We start from the raw sequence: 18338 nt of genomic DNA on the forward strand, positions 1-18338 counted from the left end.
AGCCGATTCCTAAGAATCGACTCTTCCTATTAATTCATCACTAACTCAGCTGTGAGCTTTTTTTTTAACTTAGCCAGCATGTCAGTTGTCATTTTGTCTAAATCGTATTCTGCTTTAAAGCCCCACTCTTTCATTGCTGCAGTTGCGTCAATAGAGTTTGGCCAGCTATCAGCGATTGTTTGACGAGCTGGATCTACTGCATAATCCATTGTAAACGTCGGAATGTGTTTACGAATTGACGCTGCAATTTGCTCTGGCTCGAAGCTCATTGCTGTAATGTTAAATGCATTTCTATGCACTAGCTTACTTGGATCAGCTTCCATTAATGAAATGATCGCTTGTAAAGCATCAGGCATATACATCATGTCCATGTACGTTCCTTCAGCAATGTATGAGGTGTATGCACCTTTTTTAATTGCCTCATAATAAATTTCAACTGCATAATCAGTCGTTCCGCCTCCTGGAGGAGCTACGTAAGAAATTAAACCTGGGAAACGGACACCGCGCGTATCTACGCCAAATTTTTGATGATAATAATCACACAGTAATTCTCCTGCCACTTTGTTTACCCCATACATCGTAGTAGGACGCTGAATTGTATCTTGCGGTGTATTATCTTTTGGCGTCGATGGACCGAATGCACCGATAGAACTTGGCGTGAAGAATTTACAGTTTAATTCACGAGCTGCTTCTAATGCATTTACAAGTCCGCCCATATTTAAGTTCCATGCGAATAACGGATTTTTTTCTGCTGTTGCTGAAAGTAAAGCTGCTAAATGAATAATTGTATCTACTTCATTACGCTTTGCGATATCATGTAGTTTTTGTCCATCTGTTACATCTAACGTTTCAAATGGACCAGACGTTACTACTTCACTATCTGTTTCACGAATATCTGTTGCAATAACATTTGATGCGCCGTATACATCACGAAGTTTCATTACTAGTTCAGAACCAATTTGCCCTAAAGAACCGGTTACTAGAATTTTTTTCATTTTCCCCACTCCTCATTTGCAAGCTATTCAAAAGATGTCGTTACTTAAATGATGCCCATTTCTTTTCCTACTTTTTCATACTTAAGAATTGCTTCATCTAACATTTCTTTCGTATGAGCTGCTGTAGGCATATTACGAACGCGCCCTGTTCCTTTTGCTACAGTTGGGAACACGATAGATTTTGCGTATACCCCTTCTTCATTTAGACGTTTACTAAATTCTTGTGTTAATACTTCGTCCCCAATGATACAAGGTGTAATTGGCGTTTCACTTTCTCCAATGTTAAAGCCAAGTTCTTTTAATCCTTGTTTCAAGTAGCGGCCATTTTCCCATAAGCGATCGTGTAACTCTGTGCTTTCCATTAAGATTTCAATTGATCTCATGCAAGCTGCTGCATCAGCTGGTGTTAATGCTGTAGAGAATAAGAATGGACGTGAACGAACTTTTAACCAGTCAATTAAGTTTTGTTTCCCTGCTACATATCCACCAATTACCCCAATTGCTTTTGATAATGTACCAATTTGGAAATCAACTTTATCAGAAAGACCGAAGTGCTTTACAGTTCCTGCACCTTTTCCAAGTACACCTGAACCGTGTGCATCATCTACGTATGTCATTAAATCTAACTCTTCTGCAATCTCAACAATTTCTGGTAGTTTTGCAACATCTCCATCCATTGAAAAGACACCGTCTGTAATTACCATTAATTTATTGTAAAGACCTGATTCTTTCGCCGCAATTGCTTTTTGGCGTAAATCTTCCATATCCGAATGTTTATAAACAATAATTTTTGCTTTTGATAGACGACTACCATCAATAATAGAAGCATGGTTTAATTCGTCTGAAAGAATTGCATCATTTTTATCCATAACAGCTGAAATCGCTGCCATATTACAGTTAAATCCTGATTGATAAGCAATTGCTGCTTCTGTATGTTTAAACTTTGCAATTGTTTCTTCTAACTTAATATGCAAATCTAAAGTACCGTTAATTGTACGAACAGCCCCTGCTCCAACACCGTACTTATGAATAGCACCAATTGCTGCTTCTTGCAAACGGCTATCTGTTGCTAATCCAAGATAGTTGTTTGAAGATAAGTTAATATATTCTTTTCCGCCAATTGTAATGATCGGTCCATTTGAACTCTCAAGCGGATCAATTACGTTATAAAGCCCCTTTGATTTTAAATCCTCTAAATTTTCTTCTAAAAATTTCGCAAGTGTTTTACTAGACATCGTGAAGCCTCCCATCGTTCATGTAAGCGGATTATTGTCTTAATAGTTCTAATAATCCCTCTACTAGCTTAACACGTTTTCAGAATTTATTATAGAAAAATAGTTTAAAGTAACCGCTTACAATTTTAGATTATATATGATTCATTACAATAAATCTATTATTTACTTTTCATATTTGATAGAATTAAAAAAATATTTCAGGAGGTTTCAAACATGGCATTTACAGAATCTGATGTATACAATAACACAGCATTTTTCGAACAATATATGAAACGAAGATACCGAGAAAATAGCCCAAATGAATCCATTGAAAAACCAATATTCTTTCAGCTCATTGGTCATGTACGAGGAAAACAAATTCTCGATTTAGGCTGTGGTGATGCTAAGTTTGGCGCGGAATTATTAGAAAAGGGATGCTACTCTTACACCGGCATTGAAGGCTCCGAACTTATGTATGAAAAAGCTAAAAAACAACTAGAAAATAAAAATGGAACTGTTCATTTTTTAAACCTCAAAGATTATACCTACCCCTCTTCCACTTTTGATTTAGTAACATCTAGACTCGCCTTACATTATATTGAACATCTTGATAGCATTTTTCAAAATGTGTTTCAAACTTTAAAAACAAATGGCACCTTTACCTTTAGCGTTCAACATCCTGTTATTACTTCTTCGTTTGAAAGCTTACAAACAAGTGGTAAAAGAATGAGTTGGCTCGTCGATGATTACTTTAAACTAGGCAAACGGGTTGAACCATGGATTGACCAAGAAGTTATTAAATATCATCGTACAACGGAAGATTATTTCACATTATTACAGCAAGCCGGATTTACCATTACATCATTAAAAGAAGCTACACCAAATCCAACCTATTTTCAAAATGAAGAAGAGTATAAACGTCGCTTACGTATTCCTCTCTTCCTCTTATTTTCTTGTACCAAATAAAAAAACGATGAATCACTCATCGTTTTTTTATCTCATTGCCTGAGCAACTTCTTTAACTACACGTCTTCCTCTTCCGTGAGGTATACAAAGCGGTGTTCCAAACAACGGATCCGTACTAATTTGACACTCCATTCGGAATACATCACGTACTAGTTTCTCATCTACCACTTCTTCAGGTTTACCTTGTGCATATATTTGTTTATCTTGAATGGCTACAATGTTATCTGCATAGCGACATGCTAAATTTAAATCGTGTAATACCATGACAATTGTTCTTTGTTCTGTTTCATTTAATTCGAATAATAAATCTAGCACCTCAATTTGGTGAGTCATATCTAAATATGTAGTAGGCTCATCCAGTAAAATAATATCTGTATCTTGTGCAAGCGTCATTGCAATCCAAGCACGTTGTCGTTGTCCACCTGAAAGAGCATGCACATCACGCTCAGCAAATTCTGTCATACCTGTTGCTGCAAGTGCCTTCTGTACCATTTCCTCATCTTTTTCTGACCACTGTTTCAGCCATGTTTGATATGGATAGCGTCCTTGTTTTACAAGTTGCAATACTGTAAGCCCTTCAGGTGCTTGCGGTCCTTGCGGTAAAATTGCCATTTGACGAGCAATTTGCTTAGTTTGCATACTTTGAATAGCTTGATTATCTAACAAAATGTCACCAGTTGTTGGCTTTAATAATCTAGCTAGTGAACGTAATAAAGTTGATTTCCCGCAACCGTTGGAACCGATAAAGATTGTAATTTCACCTTTTGGAATTTCTAAATTCAACTCATCAATAATAATTGTTTCACCATAAGACAACGTCAAACGTTTCGTCTCCAATGCTTTTTGCATATTCATCTCCCTTTATGAATTCCGACTTTTATAAAGTAAATAAATAAAATAAGGTGCACCAATTGCTGATGTAAATACCCCTGCTGGAATTTCAAGTGGTGTGAAAACTGTACGCCCAATTAAATCTGCAGCAAGTACTAGAATTGCACCAACAATAGCTGCAACTGGGAGTAATGCACCGTATAAAGAACCAACTAGCCTTCGTGAAATATGAGGTGCCATTAAACCGACAAATCCAATTCCTCCGGCGAAGGCAACTGCTCCCCCAATTAAAGCCGTACTAAGTAATAACATGAATACGCGTGACTTCGTTAAAGGAACACCAAGTCCTACCGCAATATCATCCCCTAGCTCTTGCGCATTTAAATGTCTAGCAGCTATAAATGATATTACCGTTAAAATGAGAACCCACGGTGCAAGCACCATAACGTTTTGCCATGAAGAACCATAAACAGTACCTGTAATCCATACATTCGCTTGACTCGCTTGATAAATTGGTGCTAACAACATAAACAAAGTCGTTGCCGCTTTCGTTAATGCCCAAAACCCCACACCAATTAAAACAAGACTAATCGGCGATAACCCGTCATTTCTCCATGCAAATAAATATACAAAAAGCGCCACAATCGTTGCCCCAACAAAGGCTGCTAACGGCATATAATGAATGCTTACAGTTAGCGCATTATTTTTATCACTAAATATAGCTAAAAACAATACAACTGCAACACTTGCCCCGCCCGTAATCCCGATGATATCCGGAGAAGCAAGTGGATTTCGAACGAGACCTTGTAAAATACATCCTGCTACAGCAAGCGCAATTCCTACGAGGATGGCAATTAAAATACGCGGCATACGAAACTTATTTACAACCATGTTAGACATCGCATCGCCATTTCCAGTGATCGCTTGCCATACATCATAAGGAGCAATTTTCATGTCTCCCATACCTGCACTCGCAAAAAATAATCCTATTAAAACAACTAATAAACTAAATAAGACGAGACAAGCTCGTTTATACATTAAAAACGAGGGCCCGCCTTTCCCTATACGAAACGGAATATATTTTTTCATTTGCTAAGCCCTCTCTTACGTGCAATATAAATAAAGAATGGAGCTCCAATAAATGCTGTCATAACTCCTACTGGTACTTCTTGTGGCATAATGACATATCTTGCTGCTATATCAGCTAAGATTAATAGTATTGCACCTAATAAACCGCTATACGGTACTCTCCACCTATGATCTACTCCAACTAGAAATCTGGCAAAATGCGGGGTAATAATTCCAATAAATCCAATTGGGCCAGCAACCGCAACCGAACCACCAGACAACAGTACAATAATAAGTAACACGAATGATTTCATTAAAATTGTTCGTTGTCCAAGTCCTTTCGCGACGTCTTCTCCCATCATCAATGTATTTACTTTCCCTGCCATCATAAGAGATGCAATCCATCCTATTAATAAATATGGGAATACAGATTGTAAAATTTCTAACTTTCTCCCTTGCACAGATCCAGCAAGCCAAAATAATACCTCTTCAAGTGCTTTTTCATTTAACACAAGTAATCCTTGTGTTAATGATGAAAATAACGCACTAATTGCGACCCCTGCTAACGTTAACTTAAGAGGAGTAGTTCCTTCTTTTCCTAAAGAACTAGAAGCAAATACAAGTACAGCTGCAACCGCCGCTCCTAAAAAGGCAATCCATGTGAAAGCTGATAATGATGTTACTGAAAAGATTACAATTGCTACAACTATGAAGAACGCAGCACCTGAATTTAATCCAATAAAATCTGGAGAAGCAAGTGGATTCTTAGTTAAAGTTTGCATAAGACAACCAGCAATGGCTAAACTAGCACCAACACTAGCTGCAATTAACGCCCTAGGCAGACGTACGTTTTGAATAATAATATGTTCATTGGAACCGTTAAAATGGAAAAAAGCATCCAATGCTAGTTTCCAACTCGTATTTGTATATCCAAAAATAATACTTCCCCAAATACAAATAACGACTGCAATGATTCCAACAAATAATCCAATCCATTTTGCTCGATTTGTTTTTAATAACATGCAGCGTTTCCCCTTCAATGTATAATGATACGTTGTTAGTGTATTTCAACTTAATTCTCATTGTCAACGGAAATGAGAATTATTTTCATCCATATGTATTGACAATAAAAAGATAAAGACTTAACATCATGCTTGCTATTGAAAAAAATTCTCACTATGTAGGGGGTACATAATGAATTTCATGCGAAAAAATTCGTTTACAGTATTTGTATTTTTATTAGCCTTTTCACTACTTTTAAGTGCTTGTGGAAAATCAAATACGAAAGAAGATACAAAAAAAGAAATGATTACGGTTGAACATGCAATGGGTAAAACAGAAGTTCCTGCTAATCCAAAACGTGTAGTTATCTTAACAAATGAAGGAACTGAAGCTTTACTTGAATTAGGTGTGAAACCAGTTGGTGCTGTAAAGTCTTGGACTGGTGACCCATGGTATCCACATATTAAGGATAAAATGAAAGATGTAAAAGTTGTTGGTGATGAAGGACAAGTTAACGTTGAAACAATTGCTTCTTTAAAACCAGACTTAATTATCGGTAATAAAATGCGCCACGAAAAAGTGTACGAACAACTAAAAGCAATTGCACCTACTGTGTTCTCAGATACATTACGTGGTGAATGGAAAGATAACTTCAAATTTTATGCAAAAGCATTAAATAAAGAAAAAGAAGGTCAAAAAGTTGTAGCTGATTACGAATCACGTATAAAAGATTTAAAAGGCAAACTTGGTGATAAAGTAAACCAAGAAATCTCTATGGTTCGTTTCATGCCTGGTGATGTTCGTATTTATCATGGCGATACATTCTCTGGTGTTATTTTAAAAGAACTTGGATTTAAACGTCCTGGAGATCAAAATAAAGATGATTTTGCAGAGCGTAACGTATCTAAAGAGCGTATTTCTGCTATGGATGGTGACGTATTATTCTACTTCACATTCGATAAAGGAAATGAGAAAAAAGGATCTGAACTAGAAAAAGAGTATATAAACGATCCTCTATTTAAAAATTTAAATGCAGTAAAAAATGGTAAAGCATACAAAGTTGATGACGTTATTTGGAATACAGCTGGTGGCGTAATGGCCGCTAACCTACTATTAGATGACATCGAAAAACGCTTTGTTAAATAATATTTCCTTAACCAGCTCCCTTCTGTGGAGCTGGTTATTTTTCAATTCACTTAAATGTCACATTATTTCGTTTTGTATTTTTATTCCCAATATGTTATATTGAGAAAGTAAATAGAATATATTTTCTTTATATCAGAATAAATGTTTTAATCTAAATTTTCTGATTAATCACTATTTTATTTTCTTTTAGAATTCAATTATTACATTTGAAAACGCTTATCATCTCGTTTTCAGGGCAAAATACAGTAACGGTCGAAGAAAAATAGAACTTTTTTAGAAATTTTCTTTCTATTTCCATATAATTCTATTGACTCCTAAATATTTTGTAAATTAAAATGATTACATAAATATCCGTTATACAGGATTAGGGGGAAACAAAAATGGATGCAGCTTTAAAATTAGACAAAGCTGGAGAGCAACAATCACCAAAAAAACATCCACCAGGGTTATACTTGTTGTTCTTTACAGAGGCATGGGAAAGATTTAGTTATTACGGAATGCGTGGCTTATTAGTTCTTTATTTAACAACGAGCTTAGTAAGCGGCGGTTTAGGATTTGATAAAGCAGTTGCAGTTCAAATTTACGGTATTTTCACAATGTTAGTATACTTCACACCTATTATTGGTGGTTGGTTAACTGACCATTTCATTACGAAGCGACATGCCATTACTATTGGTGGTATCATCATGGCAATTGGTAACTTTGTATTATTCTCAATGAACACAAAAACTGGACTTTTCTTAGGATTAGGATTATTAGTTATTGGTAACGGATTCTTCAAACCAAATATTTCGACTTTATTAGGTCAATTATATAGCGAAAACGATTCTCGTCGTGATAGTGCCTTCACTATCTTCTACATGGGGATTAACTTAGGAGCTCTTATCGCTCCATTCATTTGCGGTTACTTCGCAGATTATAGATACGGTTTCTTAACAGCTTGTATCGGTATGATTATTGGGCAGCTTGCCTTTAATTTCTTAGCACCTCGTTACTTAGGGTCTATCGGAACAACTGTTGTAGGAAAAAAATCTAAAGAAAAAAATGCAAAAGCAATTGAGAAAAAACCTTTAACAACACAAGAGAAAAAACGTACTGCTGCAATTTTAATTTTAACTTGTTTCGTTGTATTCTTCTGGGCAGGATTTGAGCAAGCTGGTAGTTCTTTAACACTTTACACAGATAAGTTCGTAGATCGTACAATTGGTGGATTTACAATTCCAACACCTTGGTTCCAATCTGTAAACCCACTATTCATTATCTTACTAGCATTACCTGTTTCTGCGTTATGGATTAAACTTTCAAAAACAAAAAATGGCGATTTGAAAATCCCAACAAAAATGGCATTAGGTATGATTTTACTAGGGATTGGATATTTAGTTCTAACTTTAGCTGTTTTAAAAACTGGTAGCGATGAAAGTAACATTACAATGAAAGCAAACTTACTATTCATTGTATTCACTTACATGTTCCACACAATCGGTGAGTTATTCTTATCACCAATCGGATTATCTATGGTAAGTGCAATCGCTCCTGTTAAATTAGCATCATTATTAATGGGTGTATGGTTAGCTGGTACTGGCTTCGCAAACTTATTAGCAGGACAATTAGCCGCTTTCACTCAATCTTTAGGATATTTAGAAGTATTCGCAAGCATCGGTATTATCGTAATTGTACTGGGATTAGTACTTCTTATGTTCTCTAAGAAAATTGCACATATGATGGAATAACAAAAAGACGCTTCTAAAATTAGAAGCGTCTTTTTTATTACTTCTCCTCTAAAGCTGTCACGTCCACATGAACGCTCTCACCAGGATTAGATACATCATACACTTGAGCACTCCCCTTCTGCTCATCACAGCTCTCAATCCATACTGGTACGCCCTCATATGTAACGTCAATTCTACTTGAAAAAGATAAGATTTGTTTCACACGTTTCACATCCATACTACTATCCCTCCTTTTGCTTACTACACTCCTTTCTATTTTTTCTTTTCCTTTTAGAATATATTCCGTAAGGCAGCATGTTGATTGATAGTCATTTCTTCCTAACATGCTAATATTTACTCTCTCGCTACCTTTCTGACAAATAAAAAAAGACGTATATTCTACACGTCTTTTTCCATAATATTCAAATTTTAAGAAAATAATGTTTTTACTACCGCACTTACTTTATCATTATGGATTTGATAATACACTTCTAATCCTCGTCTTTCAAAGCGTACTACTTTATTTTGCTTTAACTTCGTTAAATGTTGTGAAACAGTTGATTGTGGAATTTCTAATACTTCCTGTAGCTGTGTTACATTACATGTTCCTCTTTGCATAAGTTCCATTACTAGACGTAGACGAAGTGGGTGAGCTAACGCTCTTAACATTTGTACATCTTCTTCTGAAATACGACATTCGAATTGATTTTGGCTCATAAAGTTCCCCTCATTTTCGTTTTTATTTGCGTTTTTATGTTCTTTTTATTTATTTATATATCTGTTCTTATATTTCCTGTTACGACATAACTTTATCAACCTATAAAGCCGAAAAATTTTTCCATCTTCATCAGCAAAAATTCAGGAAAAAATCCTTGCTGATTTTGAATATTATACTATATGATATAACGAAAAAGCAAAATAATGGCCTACGAATACTTTGCTTGCAAACGTTGTTTTATCAGGCTTTTTGTTATATTTTCACCTCATTGAAATGCACAGTAACGGTATTGTAAAATACCGTCTATAATTGATAACCTATCGTAATGTAGTTGAACTATAATTAACCTCTTTGTTACGCTAAAAGGAATTTTCAGTAAAAAGAGATGATGTGATATTAAAAATTTGTTTCTTATTTTTTATTCGTATTGCAAGCGGTTGGATTGTTGTGCAAAACTTCCTATTAAATCCACTCACCGTTCCCCCCACTAGATCAAACAGGACAGATAATTGCATATATCAAACTTTATACTTAATATAAAAGACTTCATCTAATATACGCCTATAAGGAACATGCCATCTGAATAAGCAAAATAATATGCACATAGTTTATACAGCACACTTAAATTCATTTGAGTGTGTTTTTTGTCTACTTTATGAACAAAGCTTTTCTTTTAACACTATTATGGAATAATTATACTTTTTTACGTTGACAATAGTGTTGAAGGAGAATATACTAAGCATGTAAGTTGATTGTGAATAGTTTCACAAATAATGTGAATTTCTTCACATATAATAGATAGGAGTTGTCATTATTATGAGTACTTGGACACAAATTTATGACCCATTAAACAATATTTGGTTATCTGCACTAATCGCAGCACTTCCAATCTTTTGTTTCATCATTTGTTTAATGGGATTCAAAATGAAAAGTTACATGGCTGGTCTTTATAGTGTAATTGTCGCTATTATCCTTGCAATATTTGTTTATAAAATGCCAGCAACAGTAGCTGTAGCATCTGCCGGATTCGGTGTTTTATCTGGATTTTATCCAATTTGTACTATCGTTATCGCCGCAATTTTCCTTTACAAATTAACTGTTAAAACAGAGCAATTCAATATTATTCGCGATAGTATTTCAAGCATTACAAATGATCAACGTTTACAAGTATTATTAATCGCTTATTCTTTCGGTGCTTTCTTAGAAGGCGCAGCTGGTCTAGGAGTTCCAGTTGCTATTACAGCTGCACTACTTGTAGGTATGGGCTTTAATCCATTAAAAGCAGCAGGTATTTGTTTAGTAGCTAATATTGCTGGTGGTGCTATGGGTGCTATGGGTATTCCAGTTACAGTACCAGCACAATTAACTCAACTTGACGCATTAACTATTGGTCGTCAAACTGTTCTTATTTTACCTTTCATTAGTGTTATCTTACCTTTCTTACTTGTTTCAATGGTCGATGGAATTAAAGGTATTAAAGAAACTTGGCAAGGTATTCTTGTAAGTGGTGTTTCTTTCGCTATTACTCAATTCGCTGTAACTTACTTCTTAGGCGCAGAACTTACTAATATTTTCGCAGCCGTTGTAAGTATGATCTCTCTTGCATTATTCTTACGTGTTTGGCAACCAAAATCTTCTACTAAAGAAGAAAAACAAGAAACTAAAGTATCACATACATTCAATCAAATTTTATATGCTTGGTCTCCATTCGTATTCTTAACTGCATTTGTAACAATCTTTAACTTAAAACCGATTAAAGCTTTATTTGCTCCAGATGGTGCGTTAGCAAACTTAGTATTTAACATTCAGTTCCCTGGTCTTCATAATGCTGTTATGAAAACTACACCAATTACAAAAGCTGATACACCTTTCGCAGCTGTTTTCAAATTTGATGTATTCTCTTCTACAACTACTGCGATTGTACTAGCAATTATCGTTTCACTTATCGTTTACCGCGTAAAAGGTAAAATGGTTAAAGAATTAATGATTGAAACAATGAAAGAATTAAAAGCTCCAGTATATACAATTTGTAGCGTTATCGCGTTAGCTTACGTAGAGAACTACTCTGGTATGTCATCTACACTTGGACTTGCATTCTCTTCTACTGGTAATGCATTCCCAATTCTTTCTCCAATCTTAGGATGGATTGGCGTATTCATTACAGGTTCAGTAGTTTCAAGTGGTTCTTTATTCGCACCACTTCAAGCAGTAACAGCAGACCAGTTAAACATCGTCCCTTCTACACTCGTTGCCTTAAACGTAGTAGGTGGTACAATGGCAAAAATGGTTTCACCACAATCTGTAGCAGTTGCTTGTGCCGCAGTTGGACTAGTTGGTAAAGAATCTGCTCTATTTAAAACAGCAATGAAATACAGTTTAATCTTCTTAGCTGTTATTAGCTTACTTCAATTAAACGCTGTATTTAATATCTTTTAAAAATAAAACACCGATCCAAATGGATCGGTGTTTTTCACATTACATTTCTTTATTTTTTAATAAAGAAGCTCCAGCAATTTCAGGGTGAGTCATTTCGAATGGATCTAAAATAATATCCAATTCCTCTTCTGTCAGTACACCATGCTCTAAACATAACTCCCTAACAGATTTTCCTGTTTCAATCGCTTCACGTGCAATACGAGATGCTGCTTCATAACCAATATGAGGATTAACTGCTGTAATAATTCCAACACTTTTCTCAACATATTGCTTCAGCAATTCTTCATTTGCTGTAATTCCTTCAATACAATATTCACGAAATACACGGAATCCATTATTCATAATACTAATAGATTGAATTAAATTAAATACAAGCACAGGCTCCATTACGTTTAACTCTAATTGTCCCGCTTCTGATGCTAGGCAAATTGTATGATCATTTCCAATTACTTGGAATGCGACTTGGTTAATCACTTCTGCCATAACTGGATTTACTTTACCTGGCATAATCGATGAACCTGGCTGACGTGCTGGCAATTGAATTTCAGCCAACCCAACACGTGGCCCAGACGCCATAATACGAAGATCGTTTGCAATTTTAGACATGTTCATCATACATACTTTAAGTGCTGCAGATACTTCTGTGTATGCATCTGTATTTTGCGTTGCATCAACTAAATGCTCTGCACCAACAAGTGGGAACCCACTAAACGTTCTTAAATGTTTTACCACCTGTTCAATATACGTAGGATTTGCATTTAATCCTGTACCAACAGCTGTCGCTCCCATATTCACTTCATATAAATGTTGACGGGACTGTTTAATTCTTTTTATATCGCGCGCAAGCACTCGGCTATACGCTTCAAATTCTTGTCCAAGGCGAATTGGAACTGCATCTTGTAAATGTGTGCGTCCCATTTTAATAACGTGATCAAACTCTTTTGCTTTTTTAAGAAAAGCAGAATGAAGTTCCTCCATTGTAATAAGAAGCTTTTCTAACATCATAAGAGTTGCAATATGAATTCCTGTCGGAAACGCATCGTTCGTTGATTGGGCCATGTTCACATGAGTGTTTGGGCTAATTTTCGCATACGCCCCTTTTTCATATCCCATACGTTCTAACGCTCTATTCGCAATTACTTCATTTGTATTCATATTAATAGAAGTTCCGGCTCCGCCTTGAATAGGGTCTACGATAAATTGATCATGAAACTTTCCATCAACAATTTCTTGCGCTGCTTCTGCAATTTCATGTCCAATGTCTTTAGCTAAGTAACCAGTATCTATATTCGCAAGCGCCGCCGCTTTTTTCACAATTGCCATTGCTGTAATGAGTGATGGATGAATGCGATATCCTGTAATTGGGAAGTTTTCTACGGCACGTAATGTTTGTACACCATAATAAGCTGCACTTGGTACTTCTTTTTCACCTAAAAAATCTTTTTCTATACGTATATCCTTCGTTGCTATCATTTTTATCACCTATACTTTTTCATTCTAAATCCTTATCCAAAAAATCCGCCCTCTAAAAACACGAGTATCATTCAGAAGAATTTTTCAGTATCCACCTTCACTATATAGTACCTTTTTTGAAAGCGCAAACATTTATTTTTCTGTATATCCTTTTTATTAAAGTTTATAGAAAATCATTCTCCTACTTTCCTTATTTCCACTCGTTTAATTTGATGCATATCCTTTTCAAGGACTTTAAAATAAAAACCGTGTTTCTCAATAATATCTCCTTCAGCAACGATTTGTTTTTGTACCATAATCCAGCCACCAATTGTATCTACATCATCAGCAATTAAATGTATGCCAAGCAAATCATTTACTTCACTAATAAGCACTTTTCCCTCTACGATTTTATAGCCTTCACTTACATGCTCTATAGGTGGATTCTCATCTTCATCGTATTCATCTCGAATTTCTCCAACAATTTCTTCTAAAATATCTTCTAGTGTAACAATCCCTGCTGTACCACCATATTCATCATACAATACAGCTAATGGAATGTGTTTTCTTTGCATTTGTAATAGTAAATCATGAATTGGAATATTTTCTAGCACTTCAATAACTGGCCTTGTATATGGCATAATCGAGCACTCCTCGTCCCGACTACCATCCATATAACGAATAAATAAATCTTTTACATTAACCATCCCAATAATTTCATCTTTATCTTCACCAAATACAGGATATCTCGTGTACTTTTCTTGCGCGATTACTTTAATATGTGTTTCAAATGGTTCGTCCTCATATAAGCCTACAACTTCCGTACGAGGTACCATAATTTCTTTTGCTACTCTATTATCAAATTCAAAAATATTATTTACATATTTAAATTCCCTTTGGTTAATCTCTCCGCTCTCATAGCTCTCAGATAAGATTAACCTTAATTCTTCTTCTGAATGAGCTACTTCATGTTCAGAAGCTGGATTTAATCCAAATAGACCAGTTACAACCCTCGCTGAACCATTCAAAGCCCAAATAAACGGATACATAACTCGGTAAAAATAAATAAGTGGCTTCGATAACAATAAGCTAACTTGTTCTGCTTTTTGTATAGCAAATGTCTTTGGAGCAAGTTCCCCAATGACAACATGTAAAAATGTAATTACTGCAAAGGCAATAATAAATGAAACTGTACTGGAAATTGCAGGTGAGAATTGCAATTTTAAAAACAACGGCTCGAGTAAATGTTTAATGGTTGGTTCCCCTAACCACCCGAGCCCTAAAGCAGTAATTGTAATACCTAGCTGACAGGCCGATAAATATTCATCTAAATTTGTAGTTACCTTTTTAGCGGCCAGTGCACCTCGTCTTTTTTCGCTAACGAGTTGATCAATACGACTGCTACGTACCTTAATAATTGCAAATTCAACAGCCACAAAAAATGCTGTTAACCCAATAAGAATGACTACCATCAATAATTTTAAAATATCCACATATGCTCTTTAGCTTTCTTAGCTAAAGTTACACCTCCTTTTAAAAAGAAGTTTCACTTTAGTTTCTTCAATTATTGGAAAGCAACTCTATATAAAATCCACCAATTTTCAAACCTCATACAATTCTAAAGGTAAACCATCAGGGTCTTGGAAAAAGACGAATTTCTTCCCCGTTATTTCATCAATACGGATCGGTTCGGTCTCAACACCACATTGATTTAAATGCTTCACAGCTTCTTCTATATTTGTAACAGCAAATGCTAAATGTCTAAGACCGGCTGCTTCTGGAAAACTTTTGCGCTCAGGCGGATTTGGAAATGAAAATAATTCGATTTGATACTCTTCTCCTACACATAAATCTAATTTATAAGAATCTCGTTCCTTTCTATATACTTCATTCATTTCTTTAAACCCTAATATTCTAGTATAAAAATCCTTTGACGTCTCATAATTCGAACAAATAATTGCAACGTGATGCACTCTACATATATTCATACTCTCTCTATTCCTTTCTTTACCAAAGATGCATATTCTCCCTTGAAATGAAAAACATATATAGCAGAATATCTCTTTTAGGGGGCTTACCATGAAATTCATTACTTTTTTCGTCGGATTAATTATTGTTTTCTTGCTCGCTTATATTGCTAGCAATAATAAGAAGCATATTAAATTTAAACCAATTTTTATCATGCTTATTATACAGTTAATTTTAACCTATTTACTATTAAATACAGAAATCGGCCTCATACTTATTAGAATCATTTCCAGTTTGTTTACAAAGCTACTCGAGTATGCTGCTGATGGAGTAAATTTTGTATTTGGTGGTCTTGCAAATAAAGGTGAAATGCCATTTTTCCTTACTGTATTATTACCAATCGTCTTTATTTCTGTTTTAATTGGTATATTACAACATTTCAAAATACTACCATTTTTTATTCATTGGATCGGGTACTTTCTTAGTAAAATAAATGGTCTTGGGAAATTAGAATCTTACAACGCTATCGCCTCTGCCATTGTCGGCCAATCAGAAGTTTTTATTACAGTGAAAAAACAATTAGCTCAAATTCCAAAACACCGTCTTTATACACTTTGTGCCTCCGCTATGTCAACCGTATCTATGTCTATCGTAGGTGCCTATATGACAATGATTGAACCTAAATATGTAGTAACTGCACTCGTTCTCAATTTATTTAGCGGTTTTATTATCGTACTCATCATTAACCCTTACGACGTTAAAGATGACGAAGATATTTTAGAAATCAAAGGTGAAAAACAAAGCTTTTTTGAAATGCTTGGAGAATATATTCTTGATGGTTTTCGTGTAGCCATTGTTGTCGGCGCTATGCTCATCGGATTTGTCGCATTAATTAGTTGTATTAATGACTTGTTCCTCATTATATTCGGTATTACGTTCCAACAATTAATTGGCTACGTATTTGCACCTATCGCATTCCTTATCGGTGTACCAAGCTCTGAAATTGTAGCAGCTGGTAGCATTATGGCAACGAAGCTTGTAACGAATGAATTTGTCGCAATGATGGACCTTAGTAAAATTTCTAATAGCCTTTCTCCCCGTACAGTTGGTATTATTTCTGTTTTCCTTGTATCTTTTGCCAATTTCTCTTCCATTGGTATTATTTCAGGTGCGGTAAAAGGACTAAACGAAGAACAAGGAAACGTTGTTGCGAGGTTTGGCCTTAAATTACTATATGGAGCTACTCTCGTTAGTATTTTATCTGCAATTATCGTAAGCATTATGTTGTAATTAGGTAAAATTTTATCATTTTCTTATCCCTATCTTTTGTATACAATAACGAATAGGTGTCTTATAAAGTGAAACTTTAATCAGAGTGGGGCTATCCCCACTCTGATTATTAGCCTTCATCAATCGGGTATTTACGGGCAGTTATCTCCCACCTAACTTCATTGTATTCACTGGACTTTGAGGTGGGCGTTTTACTGCTCGTTAATACCGGATAAATAATCAAGACATCTATTTTTTATACATGTACAATCGCTTTTATTTAGCGTAAAATATTTTTTATGTGTTTGAATACACTTCTAAATGTATACACTTTGATAGTTTTAAAGGAGAAAAAATGATGAAATCCGACACGAACAACGATACGCGAGCCAAAAAAGGACGCTCAAAGAAAAAACGCCTACTTTGGTTCCTTCTTATTCCATTACTAATTGTAGCACTTGGAGCAGGAGGCTACTCCTTCCATATATACAGTAAAGCAAAGTCCGTCTTAAATAATGCTTATGCTGAACTAGGTCGAGGAGAAAAGTCCAGTAAACGTGAAAAAGCTGTTAAACCTATGACCGACAACATTTCCGTACTAATTATGGGTGTTGATGAAAGTGATATTAGGGAAAAAGATTATGGAAAAGCAACTCGAACAGATGCGTTATTACTTGCAACAATTAATAAAAACGATAAATCCGTTAAACTTGTAAGCATTCCACGTGACTCACGCGTCTACATTAAATCACGTGATAAATACGATAAAATCACACATGCGCACGTATTCGGTGGTGTAGACAGCACAATTGATACGGTAGAGAACTTTTTAGATGTTCCAGTTGATTATTATGTAAAATTCAATTTTAAATCCTTTATTAAAATTGTTGATTCTCTTGGTGGCATTACTGTGGACGTTCCAGTTGAATTCACAGAGCAAAATAGTAAAGATGAAGCAGATGCAATTCATCTAAAAAAAGGACGTCAACATTTAAATGGAGAAGAGGCACTGGCACTAGCTAGAACTCGTCACATCGATAGTGATTATATGCGTGGCCAACGACAACAGCTTGTATTAGAGGCCATTGCTGAAAAGGCACTATCTCTTAATTCCATTAATAAAATCGGTGGCCTACTAGACGCTGTCGATAAAGACTTAAAAACCAATTTAACTTTTGATGATATGATGACAATTACAAAAAATTCAATGGATTCAAATTTAAAGATGGAAAAAATGCAAGTAGAAGGTACAGATAAATATATAGGTGGTATTTATTATTACGTGCCAAATGAAAAAAGCGTCGATACTATTTCAACTACCCTTCAAAAACATCTCGGTGTTACGAATAAAAATGAACATAAAAAATTATAATAAAAAGGCTGCTAGATCATTCTAGACAGCCTTTTTATTATATTTTTCAACATATTTTTCATACACATTGTGACAAGAAGTGACAATTATTACAGCGATGTAACATTTTTTATGAAAACATTACACACACAGTGAAAATAATAGTATACTAGTACGTACATAATGTTATTTTCATCATTTTTATACAAAAAA

Annotated in this window: 16 protein-coding genes; 6 read left to right on the forward strand and 10 right to left on the reverse strand. The window is 35.0% G+C overall.

Annotation, left to right across the window (positions count from 1 at the left end; all coding sequences use genetic code 11):
* Nucleotides 1-29: 29 nt before the first annotated feature.
* Both QCI79_RS09875 and QCI79_RS09880 read right to left on the reverse strand, forming a co-directional pair.
* Nucleotides 30-995, reverse strand: a complete 966-nt coding sequence (locus QCI79_RS09875; protein ID WP_000723125.1) for an L-threonine 3-dehydrogenase — start codon at nucleotides 993-995, stop codon at nucleotides 30-32.
* A 44-nt stretch (nucleotides 996-1039) separates the two neighbouring features.
* Entirely contained in the window at nucleotides 1040-2230 is a 1191-nt protein-coding gene (locus QCI79_RS09880) for a glycine C-acetyltransferase (RefSeq protein WP_000095905.1), read from the reverse strand.
* Nucleotides 2231-2443: 213 nt separating this feature from the next.
* On the opposite strand from QCI79_RS09880, the gene QCI79_RS09885 reads away from it, so the two are divergent.
* The gene (locus QCI79_RS09885; RefSeq protein ID WP_000885965.1) at nucleotides 2444-3175 is read left to right on the forward strand and encodes a class I SAM-dependent DNA methyltransferase; all 732 of its coding nucleotides are present in this window, start codon (nucleotides 2444-2446) and stop codon (nucleotides 3173-3175) included.
* Between the two features lie 27 nt (nucleotides 3176-3202).
* Here QCI79_RS09885 and QCI79_RS09890 read toward each other — a convergent pair whose 3' ends face one another.
* Genes QCI79_RS09890 through QCI79_RS09900 form a run of 3 tightly spaced genes read right to left on the reverse strand, consistent with a single transcriptional unit; the run spans nucleotide 3203 to nucleotide 6096 of the window.
* Entirely contained in the window at nucleotides 3203-4024 is an 822-nt protein-coding gene (locus tag QCI79_RS09890; protein WP_001167962.1) for an ABC transporter ATP-binding protein, read from the reverse strand.
* A 12-nt stretch (nucleotides 4025-4036) separates the two neighbouring features.
* A complete protein-coding gene (locus QCI79_RS09895; protein ID WP_000760070.1) occupies nucleotides 4037-5095 on the reverse strand; it encodes a FecCD family ABC transporter permease in 1059 nt (352 codons plus the stop codon).
* Nucleotides 5092-6096 (reverse strand): FecCD family ABC transporter permease, encoded by a 1005-nt coding sequence (locus tag QCI79_RS09900; RefSeq protein WP_000925232.1) that lies wholly within the window; start codon nucleotides 6094-6096, stop codon nucleotides 5092-5094. The genes QCI79_RS09895 and QCI79_RS09900 overlap by 4 nt, the downstream gene beginning before the upstream one ends.
* A 172-nt stretch (nucleotides 6097-6268) precedes the next feature.
* On the opposite strand from QCI79_RS09900, the gene QCI79_RS09905 reads away from it, so the two are divergent.
* The gene (locus tag QCI79_RS09905) at nucleotides 6269-7222 is read left to right on the forward strand and encodes an ABC transporter substrate-binding protein (RefSeq protein ID WP_001010284.1); all 954 of its coding nucleotides are present in this window, start codon (nucleotides 6269-6271) and stop codon (nucleotides 7220-7222) included.
* A gap of 380 nt (nucleotides 7223-7602) precedes the next feature.
* A complete protein-coding gene (locus QCI79_RS09910; RefSeq protein ID WP_000338312.1) occupies nucleotides 7603-8952 on the forward strand; it encodes a peptide MFS transporter in 1350 nt (449 codons plus the stop codon).
* Between the two features lie 37 nt (nucleotides 8953-8989).
* Here the strand turns inward: QCI79_RS09910 and QCI79_RS09915 are convergent, their stop codons facing one another.
* Complete coding sequence (locus QCI79_RS09915; RefSeq protein ID WP_021727687.1) at nucleotides 8990-9169, reverse strand: acid-soluble spore protein H; 180 nt, start codon at nucleotides 9167-9169, stop codon at nucleotides 8990-8992.
* Nucleotides 9170-9360: 191 nt separating this feature from the next.
* The gene (locus QCI79_RS09920) at nucleotides 9361-9648 is read right to left on the reverse strand and encodes an ArsR/SmtB family transcription factor (protein ID WP_000081428.1); all 288 of its coding nucleotides are present in this window, start codon (nucleotides 9646-9648) and stop codon (nucleotides 9361-9363) included.
* An 817-nt stretch (nucleotides 9649-10465) separates the two neighbouring features.
* Between QCI79_RS09920 and QCI79_RS09925 the strand changes: the two genes are divergently transcribed.
* On the forward strand, nucleotides 10466-12085 hold the full coding sequence (locus QCI79_RS09925) for an L-lactate permease (RefSeq protein ID WP_000109103.1): 1620 nt from the start codon (nucleotides 10466-10468) through the stop codon (nucleotides 12083-12085).
* Between the two features lie 39 nt (nucleotides 12086-12124).
* On the opposite strand, the gene aspA is transcribed toward QCI79_RS09925, so the two are convergent.
* From aspA to gloA2, 3 genes are all read right to left on the reverse strand, one after another.
* Nucleotides 12125-13558: an aspartate ammonia-lyase gene (gene aspA / locus QCI79_RS09930; RefSeq protein WP_000562127.1), complete on the reverse strand. Its 1434-nt coding sequence runs from the start codon at nucleotides 13556-13558 to the stop codon at nucleotides 12125-12127.
* Nucleotides 13559-13731: 173 nt separating this feature from the next.
* A complete protein-coding gene (locus QCI79_RS09935) occupies nucleotides 13732-15030 on the reverse strand; it encodes a hemolysin family protein (protein ID WP_000353322.1) in 1299 nt (432 codons plus the stop codon).
* Nucleotides 15031-15138: 108 nt separating this feature from the next.
* Nucleotides 15139-15525 carry an SMU1112c/YaeR family gloxylase I-like metalloprotein gene (gene gloA2 / locus QCI79_RS09940; RefSeq protein ID WP_001017679.1) on the reverse strand — a complete coding sequence of 129 codons (387 nt, stop codon included), beginning with the start codon at nucleotides 15523-15525 and terminating at the stop codon, nucleotides 15139-15141.
* A 91-nt stretch (nucleotides 15526-15616) separates the two neighbouring features.
* On the opposite strand from gloA2, the gene QCI79_RS09945 reads away from it, so the two are divergent.
* Both QCI79_RS09945 and QCI79_RS09950 read left to right on the forward strand, forming a co-directional pair.
* Complete coding sequence (locus tag QCI79_RS09945; protein ID WP_000668849.1) at nucleotides 15617-16795, forward strand: NupC/NupG family nucleoside CNT transporter; 1179 nt, start codon at nucleotides 15617-15619, stop codon at nucleotides 16793-16795.
* Nucleotides 16796-17129: 334 nt separating this feature from the next.
* A complete protein-coding gene (locus tag QCI79_RS09950; protein ID WP_001986019.1) occupies nucleotides 17130-18146 on the forward strand; it encodes an LCP family protein in 1017 nt (338 codons plus the stop codon).
* The last annotated feature ends 192 nt before the right edge of the window (nucleotides 18147-18338 follow it).

Source organism: Bacillus cereus group sp. MG1, from assembly GCF_040460035.1.
In the GTDB taxonomy this organism is placed as follows: Bacteria; Bacillota; Bacilli; order Bacillales; family Bacillaceae_G; genus Bacillus_A; species Bacillus_A cereus.

Bases quoted from the DNA above. Each gene is read 5' to 3' on its own strand.
- QCI79_RS09945 (WP_000668849.1), top strand. From the start codon at position 15,617: ATGAAATTCATTACTTTTTTCGTCGGATTAATTATTGTTTTCTTGCTC.
- QCI79_RS09895 (WP_000760070.1), bottom strand. From the start codon at position 5,095: ATGAAAAAATATATTCCGTTTCGTATAGGGAAAGGCGGGCCCTCGTTT.
- QCI79_RS09875 (WP_000723125.1), bottom strand. From the start codon at position 995: ATGAAAAAAATTCTAGTAACCGGTTCTTTAGGGCAAATTGGTTCTGAA.
- QCI79_RS09950 (WP_001986019.1), top strand. From the start codon at position 17,130: ATGATGAAATCCGACACGAACAACGATACGCGAGCCAAAAAAGGACGC.
- QCI79_RS09920 (WP_000081428.1), bottom strand. From the start codon at position 9,648: ATGAGCCAAAATCAATTCGAATGTCGTATTTCAGAAGAAGATGTACAA.
- QCI79_RS09900 (WP_000925232.1), bottom strand. From the start codon at position 6,096: ATGTTATTAAAAACAAATCGAGCAAAATGGATTGGATTATTTGTTGGA.
- QCI79_RS09880 (WP_000095905.1), bottom strand. From the start codon at position 2,230: ATGTCTAGTAAAACACTTGCGAAATTTTTAGAAGAAAATTTAGAGGAT.
- QCI79_RS09915 (WP_021727687.1), bottom strand. From the start codon at position 9,169: ATGGATGTGAAACGTGTGAAACAAATCTTATCTTTTTCAAGTAGAATT.
- QCI79_RS09905 (WP_001010284.1), top strand. From the start codon at position 6,269: ATGAATTTCATGCGAAAAAATTCGTTTACAGTATTTGTATTTTTATTA.
- aspA (WP_000562127.1), bottom strand. From the start codon at position 13,558: ATGATAGCAACGAAGGATATACGTATAGAAAAAGATTTTTTAGGTGAA.
- gloA2 (WP_001017679.1), bottom strand. From the start codon at position 15,525: ATGAATATATGTAGAGTGCATCACGTTGCAATTATTTGTTCGAATTAT.
- QCI79_RS09910 (WP_000338312.1), top strand. From the start codon at position 7,603: ATGGATGCAGCTTTAAAATTAGACAAAGCTGGAGAGCAACAATCACCA.
- QCI79_RS09925 (WP_000109103.1), top strand. From the start codon at position 10,466: ATGAGTACTTGGACACAAATTTATGACCCATTAAACAATATTTGGTTA.
- QCI79_RS09890 (WP_001167962.1), bottom strand. From the start codon at position 4,024: ATGCAAAAAGCATTGGAGACGAAACGTTTGACGTTGTCTTATGGTGAA.
- QCI79_RS09885 (WP_000885965.1), top strand. From the start codon at position 2,444: ATGGCATTTACAGAATCTGATGTATACAATAACACAGCATTTTTCGAA.